The sequence below is a fragment of the Klebsiella sp. C349492 genome (genome assembly GCF_042055345.1).
Lineage (GTDB): Bacteria > Pseudomonadota > Gammaproteobacteria > Enterobacterales > Enterobacteriaceae > Klebsiella > Klebsiella scottii.
In genome coordinates this window covers 428,015-445,516 of the sequence record NZ_JANQCE010000005.1, presented here as the reverse complement: position 1 = coordinate 445,516, position 17,502 = coordinate 428,015, and the positions used below count along the sequence as shown (strand labels likewise).

At 55.4% G+C, this 17,502-nt stretch carries 17 protein-coding genes, 1 tRNA gene, 2 rRNA genes and 1 pseudogene; 8 read left to right on the top strand and 13 right to left on the bottom strand.

The genetic code is table 11. The annotated features are described in order from the left end of the window. The 3 genes from rrf (NWP14_RS19975) to rrf (NWP14_RS19965) all read left to right on the top strand — a co-directional run. Positions 1–112, top strand: a 5S ribosomal RNA gene (gene rrf, locus NWP14_RS19975); the annotation flags it as partial. A gap of 132 nt (positions 113–244) precedes the next feature. Then, a tRNA-Thr gene (locus NWP14_RS19970) sits at positions 245–320 on the top strand. A 36-nt stretch (positions 321–356) separates the two neighbouring features. After that, a 5S ribosomal RNA gene (gene rrf / locus NWP14_RS19965) occupies positions 357–472 on the top strand. 196 nt (positions 473–668) lie between these two features. Here the strand turns inward: rrf (NWP14_RS19965) and NWP14_RS19960 are convergent. From NWP14_RS19960 to NWP14_RS19900, 13 genes and pseudogenes are all read right to left on the bottom strand, one after another. Then, positions 669–890 carry a lipoprotein gene (locus NWP14_RS19960; RefSeq protein ID WP_041147475.1) on the bottom strand — a complete coding sequence of 74 codons (222 nt, stop codon included), beginning with the start codon at positions 888–890 and terminating at the stop codon, positions 669–671. A 235-nt stretch (positions 891–1,125) separates the two neighbouring features. Continuing rightward, a pseudogene (locus NWP14_RS19955) lies at positions 1,126–2,099 on the bottom strand (efflux RND transporter permease subunit); the annotation flags it as partial. Between the two features lie 233 nt (positions 2,100–2,332). Then, positions 2,333–2,629 carry a DNA-binding transcriptional regulator Fis gene (gene fis / locus NWP14_RS19950; protein WP_003855228.1) on the bottom strand — a complete coding sequence of 99 codons (297 nt, stop codon included), beginning with the start codon at positions 2,627–2,629 and terminating at the stop codon, positions 2,333–2,335. 25 nt (positions 2,630–2,654) lie between these two features. Next, on the bottom strand, positions 2,655–3,620 hold the full coding sequence (gene dusB, locus NWP14_RS19945; RefSeq protein ID WP_041147471.1) for a tRNA dihydrouridine synthase DusB: 966 nt from the start codon (positions 3,618–3,620) through the stop codon (positions 2,655–2,657). A gap of 358 nt (positions 3,621–3,978) precedes the next feature. After that, positions 3,979–4,860: a 50S ribosomal protein L11 methyltransferase gene (prmA, locus tag NWP14_RS19940; RefSeq protein WP_095100050.1), complete on the bottom strand. Its 882-nt coding sequence runs from the start codon at positions 4,858–4,860 to the stop codon at positions 3,979–3,981. A gap of 11 nt (positions 4,861–4,871) precedes the next feature. Then, positions 4,872–6,323 (bottom strand): sodium/pantothenate symporter, encoded by a 1,452-nt coding sequence (gene panF / locus NWP14_RS19935; RefSeq protein WP_095100047.1) that lies wholly within the window; start codon positions 6,321–6,323, stop codon positions 4,872–4,874. Further along, positions 6,313–6,555 carry a YhdT family protein gene (locus NWP14_RS19930; RefSeq protein ID WP_159237021.1) on the bottom strand — a complete coding sequence of 81 codons (243 nt, stop codon included), beginning with the start codon at positions 6,553–6,555 and terminating at the stop codon, positions 6,313–6,315. The genes panF and NWP14_RS19930 overlap by 11 nt, the downstream gene beginning before the upstream one ends. 110 nt (positions 6,556–6,665) lie before the next feature. Beyond that, the gene (accC, locus tag NWP14_RS19925; RefSeq protein ID WP_041147467.1) at positions 6,666–8,015 is read right to left on the bottom strand and encodes an acetyl-CoA carboxylase biotin carboxylase subunit; all 1,350 of its coding nucleotides are present in this window, start codon (positions 8,013–8,015) and stop codon (positions 6,666–6,668) included. Between the two features lie 10 nt (positions 8,016–8,025). Beyond that, on the bottom strand, positions 8,026–8,490 hold the full coding sequence (accB, locus tag NWP14_RS19920; RefSeq protein WP_041147466.1) for an acetyl-CoA carboxylase biotin carboxyl carrier protein: 465 nt from the start codon (positions 8,488–8,490) through the stop codon (positions 8,026–8,028). Positions 8,491–8,512: 22 nt separating this feature from the next. Beyond that, positions 8,513–8,965, bottom strand: coding sequence for a type II 3-dehydroquinate dehydratase (gene aroQ / locus NWP14_RS19915; RefSeq protein WP_095100041.1), 453 nt, complete (start codon positions 8,963–8,965; stop codon positions 8,513–8,515). A 233-nt stretch (positions 8,966–9,198) separates the two neighbouring features. Then, positions 9,199–9,798 (bottom strand): protein-methionine-sulfoxide reductase heme-binding subunit MsrQ, encoded by a 600-nt coding sequence (msrQ, locus tag NWP14_RS19910; protein ID WP_095100034.1) that lies wholly within the window; start codon positions 9,796–9,798, stop codon positions 9,199–9,201. Next, positions 9,798–10,799, bottom strand: coding sequence for a protein-methionine-sulfoxide reductase catalytic subunit MsrP (msrP, locus tag NWP14_RS19905; RefSeq protein ID WP_375215856.1), 1,002 nt, complete (start codon positions 10,797–10,799; stop codon positions 9,798–9,800). The genes msrQ and msrP overlap by 1 nt, the downstream gene beginning before the upstream one ends. A gap of 77 nt (positions 10,800–10,876) precedes the next feature. Beyond that, entirely contained in the window at positions 10,877–11,851 is a 975-nt protein-coding gene (locus tag NWP14_RS19900; RefSeq protein WP_095100026.1) for an MDR family oxidoreductase, read from the bottom strand. Between the two features lie 222 nt (positions 11,852–12,073). Here NWP14_RS19900 and csrD point away from each other — a divergent pair, with 222 nt between their 5' ends. The 5 genes from csrD to NWP14_RS19875 all read left to right on the top strand — a co-directional run bounded on the left by csrD (position 12,074) and on the right by NWP14_RS19875 (position 17,501). Continuing rightward, positions 12,074–14,014: an RNase E specificity factor CsrD gene (gene csrD, locus NWP14_RS19895; protein WP_095100022.1), complete on the top strand. Its 1,941-nt coding sequence runs from the start codon at positions 12,074–12,076 to the stop codon at positions 14,012–14,014. A 304-nt stretch (positions 14,015–14,318) separates the two neighbouring features. Then, positions 14,319–15,362, top strand: a complete 1,044-nt coding sequence (mreB, locus tag NWP14_RS19890) for a rod shape-determining protein MreB (protein ID WP_002918653.1) — start codon at positions 14,319–14,321, stop codon at positions 15,360–15,362. 69 nt (positions 15,363–15,431) lie between these two features. Then, on the top strand, positions 15,432–16,424 hold the full coding sequence (gene mreC, locus NWP14_RS19885) for a rod shape-determining protein MreC (protein ID WP_095100019.1): 993 nt from the start codon (positions 15,432–15,434) through the stop codon (positions 16,422–16,424). Further along, entirely contained in the window at positions 16,424–16,912 is a 489-nt protein-coding gene (gene mreD / locus NWP14_RS19880; protein ID WP_095100016.1) for a rod shape-determining protein MreD, read from the top strand. The genes mreC and mreD overlap by 1 nt, the downstream gene beginning before the upstream one ends. Before the next feature lie 7 nt (positions 16,913–16,919). Further along, positions 16,920–17,501 (top strand): Maf family protein, encoded by a 582-nt coding sequence (locus tag NWP14_RS19875; protein WP_375215855.1) that lies wholly within the window; start codon positions 16,920–16,922, stop codon positions 17,499–17,501. The last annotated feature ends 1 nt before the right edge of the window (position 17,502 follow it).

The following is a 17,502-nucleotide window of genomic DNA, read 5'->3' as shown; positions in this document are numbered from 1 at the left end:
GCGGCAACAGCGCGGTGGTCCCACCTGACCCCATGCCGAACTCAGAAGTGAAACGCCGTAGCGCCGATGGTAGTGTGGGGTCTCCCCATGTGAGAGTAGGGAACTGCCAGGCATCAAATTAGCAGTATGGCACTGACTTTCGAGGTAGTTTGCTATTCGAAAGAGTAGCAGAACAAAAGAAAATGCTTTTGAACGTTGCGAAGCAACGGCCCGAAAAGTTATTGCCCGGTACCAAATTAAGTGTGCTGATATGGCTCAGTTGGTAGAGCGCACCCTTGGTAAGGGTGAGGTCCCCAGTTCGACTCTGGGTATCAGCACCAGTTTTTAAGTTAGAACACAGTATTTTAAAGAATTTGCCTGGCGACGATAGCGCGGTGGTCCCACCTGACCCCATGCCGAACTCAGAAGTGAAACGCCGTAGCGCCGATGGTAGTGTGGGGTCTCCCCATGTGAGAGTAGGGAATTGCCAGGCATCAAATAAAGCAGAAGGCCCAGTCGAAAGACTGGGCCTTTTTGCTTGCCTGCTATAAACGGCTGCATCTCTGTGCTCGTAGAGCGGCCTTTATAACCTGCAGTCTACTAAAAAAGGCCCGGTCTCTCGACCAGGCCCTTTCTTTATATCCGTTCTCTCATTGGGGAATGAACCCTGTCCACCGGGAAGGCAAGGGTTAACGGGTCAGCGCTACAATCCCCAGAGTTAATCCCGCTACCGCCGCCGCGCCGCCGGCAATTGCTCCAGCCGTTTCCCAGTTATCCTGAGTCGTGCCTTTCATGCAGGTATTGGTATGAACTAACCTGCCTTCAGAATCGTATACCGGCACGCAGGGAGAGTCATGTGCGCAGCCGGCGAGTAAAGTCGCCAGCAGCGTCACTAAAATAAATTTCTTCATAATATTACCTCTGAATAGTCCGTTTTTCTGCATCGGATGAGATACACGACGGAATAGCTTATTTTAGCATCGCGAATACAGAGGCCGGATAGAGGAAATCATCTCAATTTATGAGCTACGTAAATATCATGGAGATAAGCGAAGGATTGCGTAGAAAATATGCAGAATAAAATGATGAAATAAAGCCAGGGACTGCTGATTTTATAATTATTGAATATAACGGATGGCATCCAACTCATTGATTCGCAGAGCACAGGATAAAAAAAGCGCCGGGGTGGCGCCTTTGATGGGATAAGCACTCCTCGCGCCGGGTAAAGCGGCCCCTTACAGCCACGAAGAACACCTCTACGAAGAGGATTGCCGGCAGCGTAGCGGTTAACATTCCGTCCATTAGGCCGGTGTCCACCGCATTTTTCGCCCCTGGTCCTGGCCTGTGGCTAATAATTAAAAGCAGCACCCCGAGAATAAAAGCCAATGATGTCATGAGGATCGGAGGCAGGCGCATACGCGATATCTCGAGCGTCGGCTCGATAATTCTTTTACCTTCTTTACCCATAAGTTCTTTAGCAGACCCGTCGATCGGAATGGTATTTTTTGCCGATAAGCTAATCGCGGTTAATAAGCCGACCTGGAAATCAACATCATTATTTAGCCCGAGAAACGATGCTGCCGGCAACGCTCCAGGAATCCCTAAGAATGACCAAGGTTACAGAGAGCGGGAGATACCCTCTTTCATAGCGCGCAGGCGCCTGGCTTCCGGAGAGCCGTTCCTGAGACGACATTCCAGTCCAGTCATAGCCAGTTCCGTTCGGCAGCCTGCCTCCATCAGGAGCATTGTATCCCCGGAACTTTTTACCCGGCGCGATGTGACGAACGAAGAGAGTGGCGCCATTTCACCGCTGGCGCTGCGCGCATACATATTGTTGATATTATCCGGCAGCGTACGGAAATACGCGCCAGCTGCTCCGGATGCAGCCGGGCAGTTGATTACGCGCCTGGGTTAGCGCGCTGTGGCCGAGGTTGCCCTGATCGATAAGGTCAAAGTCAAAACCCGCTGCGCTACCGAGTTCGACAATGGCCGGCAGATTGCACGGTAAGACCATAGCGTCCTTCTTGCTGAAGGCGCCGGTAGCCACGTTGTATAATCGCCTTAACGCCGTTCTCTGCGTCGCTGCGTTCCTGCCACGGCATGAGGCTGCGTAAGGCCATGAGCACCATCGCAGTGCCAACGAGGGCTGTCGTGGAAGGCTCTCTTCAACCATCACGCGCACGACGTTTTCCACCGCTACTGTCGATGCTCTGCGTACAGAATCGTCGGACGGCGAGTTAACTCAGATGAGAAGTCAGCTGTCTGCTGCAGGGAGGGAGTAAACGCGAGGCAGTAAAAAGGCGCTTCCCCATGCCGAAGAGCGCCTTTTATTCAAGCAATTAACTGACTAGTATCAGTTCATGCCGTATTTTTTCAATTTTTTACGCAGTGTACCGCGGTTGATGCCCATCATCAGGGCAGCACGGGTCTGGTTACCGCGGGTGTATTGCATCACCATGTCCAACAGGGGCTGTTCTACTTCAGCCAGTACCAGCTCATACAGGTCACTAACGTCTTGACCGTTCAGTTGAGCAAAATAGTTCTTCAGTGCCTGTTTAACCGAGTCACGCAGGGGTTTTTGAGTTACCTGATCCTGAGAGTTAACGGTAGAAACGGTCAGTACGTCAGAATTTACGCGTTGTTCGAACATAGTTCTGTCAGCTCTTTATTTCTGTTTACGCAAAATTTTCGAAGTATGCCTCCAACGCCTCCAGCTGATCGCTGGCATCCTCTATGGCGTTGAATGTGCGCCGAAACTGGTCATTTGGAGCGTGCTCCTGGAGATACCAGGAAACGTGTTTACGCGCAATTCGGTACCCTTTTGCCTGACCGTAAAAGTCATGCAATTCCCGAACGTGAGCGCAAAGCAAGCGCTTAACCTCTGCCAACGGCAGGGGGGGCAGCAGCTCTCCAGTGTCCAGATAATGCTGGATTTCCCGAAAGATCCAGGGTCTTCCCTGAGCTGCGCGGCCTATCATAAGGGCATCAGCCCCCGTATAGTCGAGCACAGCTCTGGCTTTAAGCGGGTCAGTAATGTCACCATTCGCGATAATCGGAATGGAAACTTTCTGCTTAACTGCCCGAATACTGTCGTATTCAGCGTCTCCGTTAAACAAACAGGCGCGCGTGCGTCCGTGAATAGTCAGAGCCTGAATGCCACACTCTTCAGCCAGTTGGGCAATTTCTACACAGTTACGGTGTTCCGGCTCCCAACCGGTGCGAATCTTGAGCGTCACGGGAACGTCCACTGCCTTGACGACCGCCGTCAGGATTAACTTCACCTGCTCGGGATGCTGCAAGAGGGCTGAACCTGCGAGCTTGCGATTCACCTTTTTCGCCGGGCACCCCATATTAATATCAATAATTTGGGCGCCGCTTTCCACGTTAATACGGGCGGCTGCGGCCATCTCTTCCGGTACGCTACCGGCGATTTGCACGGTACGAATACCGGGCTCATCAACGTGCACCATCCGTAAACGGGACTTGTCGCTCTCCCAAACCTGCGGGTTGGAGGACATCATCTCGGAAACGGTTAAACCTGCTCCCATCTCATAGCACAGCGTCCTGAATGGTCTGTCAGTAATGCCAGCCATAGGTGCTGCGATCAGGCGATTTCTAAGCTGGTAGTGTCCGATGCGCATGAGTTAAGAAATGACCATACTGTGACTGCAAGGCGGCGTATATTACGCATTTTTTGCACGAGATGAAAGGCCAAACTTTGAGCAATCCCCTGTCACAGATCAATGAATCCAGGGGTAACGAAAATGACATGAATAAATTACTATATTAATCATTGTGTTAATGATGAGTGGGTAATTTGTGTCCATTTATAAAATCGTAAAACTTCTCTATTTTTCTTAGAAAAAGGGGGGCATTAACGGCATAAAACGCTGTTTTTGTAGCCAAAAAAGCGCTTCGTAGTGCGATCTGGCTCTCATTTCTTGACGTCATTTGGCGGTTACTGGAAACAAAAATGCGGCCCGCAGGCCGCATTGGCGCTTACTTCCGCTGGCCGGTAATGCGGCACCACTCTTCTTTTTCTACCACCGGGTCGAGATTAAAACGATCGGCGTAGGCTTCGCAGACGCCGTCAGCCTGGCTGGCAAGGATGCCGGAGAGGCCCAGCAGGCCGCCTGCAACGGGCAGCACGCTGATTAACGGAGCCAGCTCGCGTAACGGGCCGGCCAGAATGTTGGCGACCACGACGTCGGCGCTGAGAGCTTCTGGCTGATCCTGGGGTAAATAGAGTTCCAGACGCTCTGAGACGCCATTGCGTTCGGCGTTATCGCGGCTGGCCTGAATCGCCTGCGGGTCGATATCGATACCGATAGCCTTCGCCGCACCGAGCTTCAGGGCGGCAATCGCCAGGATCCCGGAACCACAGCCGAAATCAATAATCGTTTTACCCGCCAGATCCAGCCCATCCAGCCACTGCAGGCACAGGGAGGTCGTCGGGTGCGTACCGGTACCGAAGGCGAGGCCCGGATCGAGCATCACGTTAACCGCGTTGGCATCCGGTACTTCACGCCAGCTTGGGCAAATCCACAGCCGCTCGCCGAAGCGCATCGGGTGGAAGTTATCCATCCATTCGCGCTCCCAGTCTTTGTCTTCCAGCTGCTCGATTTTATGCGCGAAGCCGACGCCCAGAAGAGGATGCTGCTCAAGGATGGCAACGACTTCGTCCATATCGCTCTCTGCGTCGAACAGGCCGATAACGTCGGTGTCTCCCCACAGGCGGGTTTCCCCCGGCAGCGGTTCGAATACCGGCGTATCGTGGGTATCCTGGAAGGTGATAGAGACGGCACCGGCCTCCATCAGCGCATCGCTTAAATCTTCAGCGTGTGCGCCGGTCGTGTTCAGTTTCAGTTGGATCCATGGCATGGCAAAACTCTTTATTTATCAGTAGTCATAATAGGGGCTGGAGGGACGGGCTGACCGAAACGGTTGCCAATCACAAAAGCCAGCAAGCTTAACAGCAGCGAGGGCACAATCGGATGAAAGCCCAGGTACTGGATATTGAATGTCGCCAGCACGGCGTAGAGCACGCCGCCAACGATCATCGCGCTCAGGGCACCGGTCGCGTTAGCGCGCTCCCAGTACAGGCCCATAACCAGCGGCCATAAGAACACCGCTTCCAGGCCGCCGAAGGCCAGCAGGTTGAGCCAGATGATCATTTCAGGCGGCCGCCAGGCTGCCAGCATCATCAGGATCCCGATAACCAGGGTGGTGGCGGTGGAGATCCTTTTCAGCTTTTGCTCATTATGCCTTTTGGCAGGGCGAGCGCTGAGCCAAAGATCTTTAACGATCGTAGCCGATGCCTGTAATAAATGGGCGTTAACGTTCGACATGATCGCCGCCATTGGCGCCGCTAAAAACAGGCCTGCGGCCCACGGCGGCAGCACCTGGACCATCAGGGTTGGGATCACCCGATCGGGAACGGTGAGATGCGGCAGCACCGCGCGGCCCAGAGCGCCCGCGAGGTGCATGCCAAACATCAGCAGAGCGATGACCACGGTACCGATGATGATCCCGCGGTGAACGGCTTTGCTGTCTTTATAGGAAATGCAGCGTACGGCGGTATGCGGCAGGCCGATCACGCCGAAGCAGACCAGCACCCAAAATGAGGTCATAAAGGTCGGGGTAAGGATGCCGTCGACGCCGTGCGGCGATACCAGCTGCGGATCGATCTTTTGTAAGGTATCAACGGCGTGATGCAGACCGCCCGCAGCGTGAACAACCCCAACCAGCAGCACGATAGTGCCAATCAGCATCACCAGGCCCTGCATGGTGTCATTGAGCACGCTGGCGCGAAAGCCGCCGAACGCGGTGTACAGGGCGATAGTGATGCCGAAGATCAGCAGGCCGTGTTCATATTTAATCCCAGCCGCGGTCTCCAGCAGGCGCGCGCCGCCGATAAACTGCACGGCGATCGCTCCGACGAAGGCAACCAGCAGGCTTATGCTGGCGATCCAGACGACGGCGCGGCTTTGGTAGCGAGCCTGCAGCATGTCGTTGAGGGTGATGGCGTTGTAGCGTCGCGCCAGAATGGCGAACTTCTTGCCGAGGATCCCCAGCGAAAGCCAGATCGTCGGCACCTGGATCATCGCCAGCAGCACCCAGCCGAGCCCGTACTTATAGGCGGCCCCAGGCCCGCCGATAAATGAACTGGCGCTGATATAGGTTGCGGTGAGGGTCATGGCCAGCACGAAGCCGCCCATAGAACGGCTGCCGAGGAAATATTCGCTGAGAAAACTGCCGCTGCTGCGTTTGCGCATGGCGTAAAGCGACAGGCCGAAGACCACGAACAGATAGGCAATCAGGATAACGATGATTTCAAGCTGCATCGCTATCCTCCAGCGGAATGTCGCGGAATACAAAACGCACCATCGCCCAGCACAGCAGGATAAATACCAGCGGCACCAGCAGGCAGGCCATTTCGAACCAGTGCGGCAGCCCGGTGATGCCGATTGCGCTGTCCGGGAGATAGGCCGCAGCCAGCCAGGCGGCAAGATAGAGAAGGGTCAGCCACAGCGCCCAGCGCGCTTCTTTGTGGGCCTGAACAAAACGATTGTCCATTTTTTAGTCCCAGGAGGATGAAGAAAGCGGGGATTGTACCGCATGGCAAAGATGAGGGGAGAGAAAAAGAAAAAAGGCCGGATTATCCGGCCTTTTGCAGCGATACAGGATTATTTTTCCTGCATACCGAGCTTTTTCTCCAGATAGTGGATATTGGTACCACCATGCTGGAAGTGCTCGTCGTTCATGATGCGAATCTGCAGATCGACGTTAGTTTTGATGCCGTCGATGATCAGCTCCTGCAGCGCATTTTTCATGCGTGAAATCGCCACATCACGGTTTTCGCCGTAGCAGATAAGCTTGCCGATCATTGAGTCATAGTACGGCGGCACGGTATAGCCGGCGTAGATATGAGACTCCCAGCGAACGCCGAAACCGCCCGGCGCGTGGAAGCGGGTAATTTTACCCGGGCTCGGCAGGAAGGTATTCGGGTCTTCGGCGTTAATACGGCATTCAACCGCATGGCCACGGACCTGAACTTCTTCCTGCTTGATAGACAGCGGTTGGCCTGCGGCAATGCGCAGCTGCTCTTTAATCAGATCCACGCCGGTGATCATTTCTGTTACCGGGTGTTCAACCTGAATACGGGTGTTCATTTCGATGAAGTAGAACTCGCCGTTTTCGAACAGGAACTCGAAGGTACCCGCCCCGCGATAGCCGATATCAACGCAGGCCTTGGAGCAGCGCTCGCCGATGTAGCGACGCAGTTCCGGAGTAATGCCCGGCGCCGGCGCTTCTTCGACAACTTTCTGGTGACGGCGCTGCATGGAGCAGTCGCGCTCGGCCAGATAGATAGCGTTACCCTGGCCGTCAGCCAGTACCTGGATCTCGATATGACGAGGATTTTCCAGGTATTTTTCCATATACACCATGTCGTTGCTGAAAGCGGCTTTTGCTTCAGCTTTGGTCATGGAGATGGACTGCGCCAGCTCGGCGTCGCTGCGCACAACGCGCATGCCGCGGCCGCCGCCGCCGCCGGAGGCTTTGATGATAACCGGGTAGCCGATGCGTTTCGCATGGGCGCGGTTAGCGTCCATGTCGTCGCCCAGCGGGCCATCGGAGCCAGGAACGGTCGGCACGCCGGCTTTCTTCATGGCGGTAATCGCCGACACTTTGTCGCCCATCAGACGAATAGTGTCGGCCTTCGGGCCGATAAAGATAAAGCCGGAACGTTCAACCTGCTCAGCAAAGTTGGCGTTTTCGGAGAGGAAGCCGTAGCCTGGGTGAATCGCTACCGCGCCGGTGATTTCAGCCGCGCTGATGATCGCCGGAATATTCAGGTAGCTTTTAATGGACGGAGCCGGGCCGATACAGACCGTCTCATCCGCTAACAATACGTGCTTTAAATCGCGATCCGCAGTGGAGTGCACAGCAACGGTCTTGATGCCCAGTTCTTTACAGGCACGCAGGATACGCAGTGCAATCTCGCCACGGTTGGCGATAACAATTTTATCCAGCATGTTCGCCTCGTTACTCGATGACTACCAGCGGCTCGTCAAATTCTACCGGTTGGCCGCTTTCGATCAGAATGGCTTTCACCACGCCAGCTTTGTCGGCTTCGATCTGGTTCATCATTTTCATTGCTTCGACGATGCACAGAGTGTCGCCCACGTTGACTTTCTGGCCGATTTCCACAAACGCTTTAGCGTCCGGGCTCGGGGTGCGGTAGAAAGTACCGACCATCGGGGAACGTACGATGTGACCACTGATTTCCGCTTTCGCCGGAGCTTCTGCCTGCGCGGCTGCCGGTGCTGCGGCAACAGGTGCCTGTGCCTGCATCATCGGAGCGGCATAAGCCTGCTGCATCACTGGATAGCCGGTGTTCGGAGCTGAGCGGCTGATGCGCACAGACTCTTCACCTTCAGAAATTTCCAGTTCGTTGATGCCAGACTCTTCGACCAGCTCGATCAGTTTTTTAATCTTACGAATATCCATGAGTGGGTTCCGTACTCTTTGTTTAGTGTGATTGTGACAGGCGTTTTACCGCCGTCTGTAAAGCGTATGAATAACCGTCCGCCCCGAATCCACAGATAACGCCTGCGGCGATATCCGACAGATAAGAGTGATGACGGAATGGTTCGCGGGCATGTACGTTGCTCAGGTGGATCTCGATAAACGGGATGCTCACCGCAAGTAGCGCGTCGCGGATTGCCACGCTGGTGTGCGTAAACGCGGCCGGATTAATCAGGATATAGTCTACAGCGTCTTTAGCCTGATGAATTCGGTCGATTAACGCGTACTCCGCGTTTGATTGCAGGTGATCCAGCGCCACGTTCAGAGCCGCAGCTTCTGATTCCAGACGGTTAACAATCTCAGAAAGCTTAAGGGTGCCATACTTCTCAGGCTCGCGTGTACCAAGCATGTTAAGGTTGGGTCCGTTCAAAAGCAAAATGCGAAACTTGTCAGCCATTGTGCGGCTATCTCCTGCCATTCTCGGGTAAAAAACAAAATATACCTTCGAAACGCGCTTGTCACCTTTTCAGGGTGTTAAAACCCCTCCAGGAAAACCAAAGTCGCACATTATAACGATTTCGTAGCATTTGGCAGCTAAATACTGGTCTTATCAGGGAAGATTATCAACCGCTATCGTTAAAAGAGTCGCGGCTGATAAAAGATCTGCGGGAAACTGCACATATCCGGGGCTTAGCGCCACCACTGGCGGAACTTCTTGTAACGCCATGCCAAAAGCACAACCGCCAGTCCGGCATATATCAACGGCTGTGGGGATAATATCTTCACGGACCATAGATAGTGGATGGGCGCAAGGATCGCCACCAGATAGACGAAGTTATGCAACGTTTGCCAGCGTCGGCCTAATTTTCGCTGCAGCGCCTGAGTTGACGTTACCGCCAGCGCCAGCAGGGTAAGCCAGCTGATAAACCCCAGCGTCAGATATGGCCGGCTAACCAGCTCAGAACCCAGCAGCGCCAGATTGTTAATCCCTAGCTCCAGCAGCGTGTAGCTGGTCAGGTGCAGCGTCGCCCAGGCAAAACACCATAATCCCAACAGGCGACGGGTACGAATCAGCAGCGGCTGTTTAGCGTAGCGCGCCAGCGGTGAGACAAGCAAGGTTGCCAGCAGAAATTTAAGAGCCATCCTACCGGTAAAGTGTTGGATATCCTTTGCCGGATCGGCGCTGAAATACCCCTGCTGTGCAGCCCAGAATAGCCAGATAAAGGGGAGAAGCCCGGCCAGATGAAGGATGACCTTCAGCCAGGTAATCTGTTTTATGCTCAGACGCACTAGTAGTTCTCCCGCAAATTCAGGCCCCGGTAGAGCGATGCCACCTCATCAGCATAGCCGTTGAACAGCAGCGTCGGCTGGCGCTTAACGTCCAGCACGCCTCCTGAACCGATAAAACGTTCCGTTGCCTGCGACCAGCGCGGATGATCGACGTGCGGATTGACGTTGGCGTAAAAGCCATACTCATTCGGCCCCGCCAGATTCCAGGTGGTCGGCGGCCGCTCGCGGGTGAGTTCGATACTGACAATCGACTTAATCCCTTTGAAGCCATACTTCCACGGGACCGTCAGCCGCACCGGCGCGCCGTTCTGCGGCGGCAGCGCCTTACCGTAGACGCCCACGCTCAGCAGGGTGAGGGGATGCATCGCCTCATCCAGACGCAGGCCTTCGACATAAGGATAGGCCAGGCCGCCGCCGATAAAGCGATCCTTCTGCCCCGGCATCTGGTCAGGAGCATAGATGGTTTTAAACGCCACGTAGCGGGCGCTGCTGGTGGGCTCAACCAGTGCCAGCAGCTTATGCAGCGGGAAGCCCACCCACGGCACCACCATCGACCAGGCTTCGACGCAGCGCATCCGGTAAATGCGCTCTTCGAGCGGAAAACGGGTGGTCAGATCGTGATGATCGAGCGTCAGCGGTTTGGCAACTTCTCCGCCGATGGTCAGCGTCCACGGATCGGTTCGCAGGCTGCCCGCGTTGGCCGCCGGATCGGCTTTATCCAGACCAAATTCATAGAAGTTGTTGTAGCCGGATACCTTATCCTCCGGCGTGAGCGTCAGCGCGTTTTGCCATTCGGCGGGTTTGTTGAACGTCAGCGCTTTGCCCGCCGGCGCGGGAGAGCGGTCGTGACCTTTGAACCAATCGAGAAGATCGGCTTTTGCCGTGGGGGAAAGAGAAAGGGCCGTAGCGGTAATCCCCAGGGTTTTCAGAACCTGACGACGCTGCAGCATAAACACGGATTCTGCCGTGACGTCGGCTTCCGTTAGCTTTTTGTGTTTCATGACATCCTCCGGCATGCTTTTTCCTAAGCATGACGGAGGCGGAGAGTTATCGCGAATATGTCACGAAAAATTGCATATTAGGCGATTTTCACCAGCGTCCGGCCCTGGATTTGGTTAGCCATAATCTTATCGGCAAAGGCCGGCGCTTCGGCGAGCGTAATTTCCGTGGCGCTTTGCGTGTAGAAGGATTCAGGCAGATCGCGAACCAGCCGCTGCCAGGCTTCAGCCCGCCGAGCGGGTGGGGTCATTACCGAATCAACGCCCTGCAGACGGACGTTACGTAGAATAAACGGCATCACCGTCGTCGGCAGAGCAAAGCCGCCGGCCAGGCCGCAGGCGGCCACGCAGCCGCCGTAGTTCATCTGCGCCAGCACTTTCGCCAGCACCTTATCGCCGACGGTATCGACCGCGCCGGCCCACAGCTGTTTCTCCAGCGGACGGGTTTCGGCAAACTCCTCGCGCCCAACGATACGCTGCGCCCCCAAAGCTTTCAGGTAGTCATGGGTGCTTTCGCGACCAGAAACGGCGACAACCTGGTAACCCAGGTGATGCAGCAGGGCGACCGCGGTGCTGCCGACGCCGCCGCTGGCGCCGGTGACGACAACCTCGCCGTCCTGTGGACGAATGCCGGCATCTTCCAGCGCCATGACGCACAGCATGGCGGTGAAACCGGCGGTGCCGATAGCCATCGCTTTTCGGCTGTCCAGCCCTTCAGGCATCGCAACCAGCCAGTCGCCTTTCACGCGCGCCTGCTCGGCCAGGCCGCCCCAATGATTTTCGCCAACGCCCCAGCCGGTGAGAAGCACCTGCTGGCCTGCGTGGAAACGCGGATCTTCGCTGGTATGGACGATACCGGCAAAATCGATGCCAGGAATCATCGGAAAGTTGCGGATGATTTTTCCGCTGCCGGTGATAGCCAGCGCATCTTTATAGTTGAGGCTGGACCACTGGATATCGACGGTGACATCGCCCTGCGGTAGCCGGCTGGCGTCGATGGTTTGCACCGAAGAGATTGTTTTGCCATCCTGCTGTTCTAATATTAAAGCCTGCATATGCGGGTCCTTCTTATTGGTACAAAGATTGGAAAAATTTTTCTGCAGACTATACTCGCTATCGGCATTATTACGCCGATACAGCGCAATAAATTGCCAGATACGTCAGCTTTGATAGTATGCCTCGCACTTTAGAAAGTTAGTGCTTACTTTGGGAAAAGCGCCAGTACCGGAGCCCGAATATCTATCGGGCAGTCATTCACACGCGGAGTTAACACAGGGATGCGATTAACGACGAAATTCTCAGCATTTTTCACGCTGCTAACCAGCCTGACTATCTTTGTCACGCTTATCGGCGCGTCGCTGAGTTTTTATAACGGTATTCAGCAAAAAATGGAGAACCGCGTCCAGGCCGTGGCGACCGTGCTGGATAACCGCCTGATCTCTTCATCCTTTGCCCGGCTCGAACCGCAGATGGATGAGCTGATGACGCCGGTAGATGTTGTGCAGGTTGATTTTCTGCTTAACGGCAAATCGGTGTACAGCCACTCGCGTAGCGACAGCTACCGTCCGCTGGGCAGCAATAACCAGTTTCGGGAAATCACGGTCCCGTCGCTAAAACACCCCGGCATGACGCTTCATCTGGTCTATCTGGACCCAATGGTCAACTACTTCCGCTCGCTGCACATAACCGCACCGCTTTCCGTTGCCATTGGCTTTATGGTGCTGATGATCTTTTTTTCCGTTCGCTGGATCCGCCGTCAGCTGTCAGGGCAGGAGCTGCTGGAGCTGCGGGCGACAAGGATCCTTAACGGCGAGCGCGGGCCTCAGGTGCGGGGATCGGTGCACGAGTGGCCGGTGAGCACCAGCAGCGCGCTGGATATGCTGCTATCAGAACTGCAGTTTGCCAGCGATCAGCGAAGCCGTATGGATACGCTTATTCGCTCCTATGCCGCTCAGGACACCAAAACCGGGCTCAATAACCGTCTGTTTTTCGATAACCAGCTCGCCACGCTGCTGGAAGATCAGGAAAAAGTCGGCTCATACGGCATTGTGATGATGATCCGCCTGCCGGAGTTCGATTTGCTGCGCGATAACTGGGGCCGCGCCGCAGCGGAGGAACATTACTTCACGCTTATCAACCTGCTTTCTACTTTTATTATGCGTTATCCCGGGGCGCTGCTGGCGCGCTATCACCGCAGCGATTTTGCCGTCCTGCTGCCGCACCGCACCCTGAAGGAGGCGGACAGCATCGCCGGGCTGCTGCTGAAGGCTATGGACGCGCTGCCGCCCACGCGCATCCTTGACCGCGATGACATGATGCATATCGGTATTTGCGCCTTCCGCAGCGGGCAGACGACGGCTCAGGTGATGGAGCGCGCGGAAGCCGCAACGCGCAACGCGGTCCTGCAGGGGAGCAATAGCTGGGCGGTTTATGACGATTCGCTGCCGGAGAAAGGGCGCGGCAACGTGCGCTGGCGTACCCTGATTGAACAGATGCTAAGCCGCGGCGGGCCGCGGTTATATCAGAAACCGGCGGTGAATCGCGACGGTCGCGTCCATCACCGTGAGCTGATGTCCCGCCTGTACGACGGCACGGAAGAGGTGATTGCGGCGGAATATATGCCGATGGTGCAGCAGTTTGGCCTGGCGGAAGAGTATGACCGCCTGCAGATCACGCGGCTGCTGCCGTTTTTAGGCTTCTGGCCGGACGAAAACCTCGCTTTACAGGTGACGGTGGAATCGCTGATCCGTCCTCGATTCCAGCGCTGGCTGCGCGATACTTTGATGCAATGTGAAAAATCGCAACGTCAGCGCATTATTTTTGAACTTGCAGAGGCAGATGTTTGTCAATATATCGGCCGCCTGCAGCCGGTTATGCGGCTGGTTAACGCTTTAGGTATACGAGTCGCCGTTGTTCAGGCCGGATTGACGCTGGTTGGAACCAGCTGGATCAAGCAGTTGGACGTCGAAGTTATCAAGCTACACCCGGGACTGTCGCGTAATATTGAAAAACGCAGTGAGAACCAGCTGCTGGTTCAGAGTCTGGTAGAGGCCTGCAAGGGTATGCCGGTCCAGGTTTTTGCAACCGGAGTACGCAGTCGTAGCGAGTGGCAGGTCCTGTCTCAATGCGGTGTTACCGGTGGCCAGGGGGAATTTTTTGCCGCCTCACAGCCACTTGACACAAATGTGAAAAAATATTCGCAAAGATACTCGGTTTGATCTGCCGTTTGGCGTTATTTCACGTAGAATAACGCGCGCCATAGTGAAGGGGGTGTGCTTGTCTACCTGCCGGATTATCGCAATGTAAATGCCAGTAAATGACCTTTGACAGGTTGCAAATTGAAGCGTGGAGCGCTGCTGAAGATTTCAGCACCGAACGGAGGCGGAAAATTTGTAACGAAGGAAATGAACTGCACTAATTTTCACCGTAGCAGATGATTCTTGCGCCTTGTCGCTGCTGCGTGTGGTTGGTAAAGTAAGCGGATTTTGTTTTCCGCCCCAGCTTTCAGGATTATCCCTTAGTATGTTAAAAAAATTTCGTGGCATGTTTTCCAATGACCTGTCCATTGACCTGGGTACCGCGAATACCCTTATCTATGTAAAAGGACAAGGCATCGTATTGAATGAGCCTTCCGTTGTGGCCATTCGTCAGGATCGTGCTGGATCGCCGAAAAGCGTCGCCGCTGTCGGTCATGAAGCGAAGCAGATGCTCGGGCGTACACCGGGCAACATCGCGGCGATTCGCCCGATGAAAGACGGCGTTATCGCCGACTTCTTTGTTACCGAAAAAATGCTGCAACACTTCATCAAACAGGTGCATAGCAACAGCTTCATGCGTCCGAGCCCGCGCGTTCTGGTATGTGTGCCGGTCGGGGCGACCCAGGTTGAACGCCGTGCAATCCGCGAATCCGCTCAGGGCGCTGGCGCCCGTGAAGTCTTCCTGATCGAAGAGCCGATGGCGGCTGCGATCGGCGCAGGCCTGCCGGTTTCTGAAGCAACCGGGTCGATGGTTGTGGATATTGGTGGCGGTACCACGGAAGTGGCGGTTATCTCCCTGAACGGCGTGGTTTACTCCTCTTCCGTACGTATCGGCGGTGACCGTTTCGATGAAGCCGTGATTAATTATGTGCGTCGTAACTACGGCTCCCTGATCGGTGAAGCGACCGCAGAACGTATCAAGCATGAAATCGGCTCCGCTTATCCGGGCGATGAAGTGCGTGAAATCGAAGTGCGCGGTCGTAACCTGGCTGAAGGCGTTCCACGCGGCTTCACCCTGAACTCGAATGAAATTCTCGAAGCGCTGCAGGAACCGCTGACCGGCATCGTTAGCGCGGTGATGGTGGCTCTTGAGCAGTGCCCGCCAGAGCTGGCTTCTGATATCTCCGAGCGCGGTATGGTCCTGACCGGCGGCGGCGCGCTGCTGCGTAACCTCGACCGCCTGCTGATGGAAGAGACAGGGATCCCTGTCGTAGTTGCAGAAGATCCACTGACTTGCGTCGCGCGTGGCGGCGGTAAAGCGCTGGAAATGATCGATATGCACGGCGGCGACTTGTTTAGCGAAGAGTAGTCAGCCGAAGGTCTGGGGCGGCTCAAGGGCTGCCCCCGGTCTTAACTGACACGAGAATACGCATAGCCTATGAAGCCAATTTTTAGCCGTGGCCCGTCGCTACAGATTCGCCTTATTCTGGCGGTTTTGGTGGCGCTTGGCGTGATTATCGCCGACAGCCGCCTGGGTACGTTCAGCCAAATTCGAACGTACATGGATACAGCCGTCAGTCCTTTCTACTTTATTTCTAATGGTCCTCGGGAATTGCTGGATAGCGTATCGCAAACGCTGGCCACCCGCGATCAGCTCGAACTGGAAAACCGCGCGCTGCGTCAGGAACTGTTGCTGAAGAACAGCGACCTGCTGATGCTGGGCCAGTACAAGCAGGAGAACGCGCGTCTGCGTGAACTGCTGGGCTCCCCGCTGCGCCAGGATGAGCAAAAGATGGTGACCCAGGTCATCTCAACGGTTAACGATCCTTACAGCGATCAGGTGGTTATCGATAAAGGCAGCATCAGCGGCGTTTATGAAGGCCAGCCGGTTATCAGCGATAAGGGCGTTGTCGGCCAGGTTGTTGCCGTCGCGAAAATGACCAGCCGCGTGCTGCTTATCTGTGACGCCACCCATGCGCTGCCGATTCAGGTGCTGCGCAACGATATCCGCGTGATTGCCGCCGGTAATGGCTGTACGGACGATCTGCAGCTGGAGCATCTGCCGGCGAATACCGATATTCGCGTCGGCGACGTGCTGGTGACTTCAGGTCTTGGCGGCCGTTTCCCGGAAGGGTATCCGGTGGGCGTAGTCTCTTCCGTCAAGCTGGATACGCAGCGGGCGTATACCGTTATTCAGGCTCGCCCGACCGCAGGCCTGCAGCGTTTGCGCTATCTGCTGCTGCTGTGGGGGGCCGATCGTAACGGCTCCAACCCGATGACCCCGGAAGAGGTTCATCGGGTAGCGAATGAACGTCTGATGCAGATGATGCCGCAGGTTCTGCCTGCGCCGGATTCCGTCGGGCCACAAATGCCGGCTCCAGCTACCGGCCTGACGCCACCCGCGAAACCTCTGCCTGCAGGGGGGCAATAGTGGCAAGCTACCGTAGCCAGGGACGCTGGGTTATCTGGCTCTCGTTTCTTATTGCACTATTGCTACAGATCATGCCCTGGCCGGCGGACATCAGCGTCTTCCGGCCAAACTGGGTATTACTTATCCTGCTGTACTGGATCCTCGCGTTACCGCATCGGGTGAACGTCGGCACGGGCTTCGTGATGGGCGCTATCCTCGATCTCATCAGCGGCTCGACGCTGGGCGTTCGCGCGCTATCGTTAAGTATCATCGCTTATCTGGTCGCTCTGAAATATCAGCTGTTCCGTAATCTGGCGCTCTGGCAGCAGGCGCTGGTGGTGATGATGCTCTCCCTCGCGGTGGACATCGTTGTTTTCTGGGCAGAGTTTTTAGTGATCAACGTCTCTTTCCGTCCGGAAGTGTTCTGGAGTAGTGTAGTAAACGGTGTGCTCTGGCCATGGCTATTCCTGCTGATGCGTAAAGTTCGTCAGCAATTTGCGGTGCAATAAGGTTGATATGACAACTCTGTATCTTGCTTCAGGTTCTCCACGTCGACAGGAGCTGTTGACTCAGATGGGGCTCTCTTTTGAGCGCGTGGTTCCTGGTATTGAGGAGCGACGCCAGCCGCAGGAGAGCGCTCAGCATTACGTGACTCGCCTGGCGCGGGAAAAAGCGCAGGCAGGCGTTGCGCTGGCATCACGCGATCTGCCGGTGCTGGGGGCGGACACCATTGTCATCCTTAACGGCGAAGTGCTGGAAAAACCGCGCGATTCCGGGCACGCCGCGGAGATGCTGCGGATGCTTTCCGGAAAAACGCATCAGGTTATGACGGCGGTTGCCCTGGCGGATAAGCAGCAGGCGCTGGACTGTCTGGTGATAACGGAGGTGACCTTCCGCCTGCTGAGCGAGCAGGATATCGCCGGCTACGTCGCCAGCGGCGAACCTTTAGATAAAGCAGGTGCATACGGTATTCAAGGGCTGGGTGGCTGTTTTGTCAGGAAGATTAATGGCAGCTATCACGCCGTAGTCGGCTTACCGCTGGTAGAAACGTATGAGTTGCTGAGTAACTTTAACTCACTGCGTGAAGAAAAGGGATAAA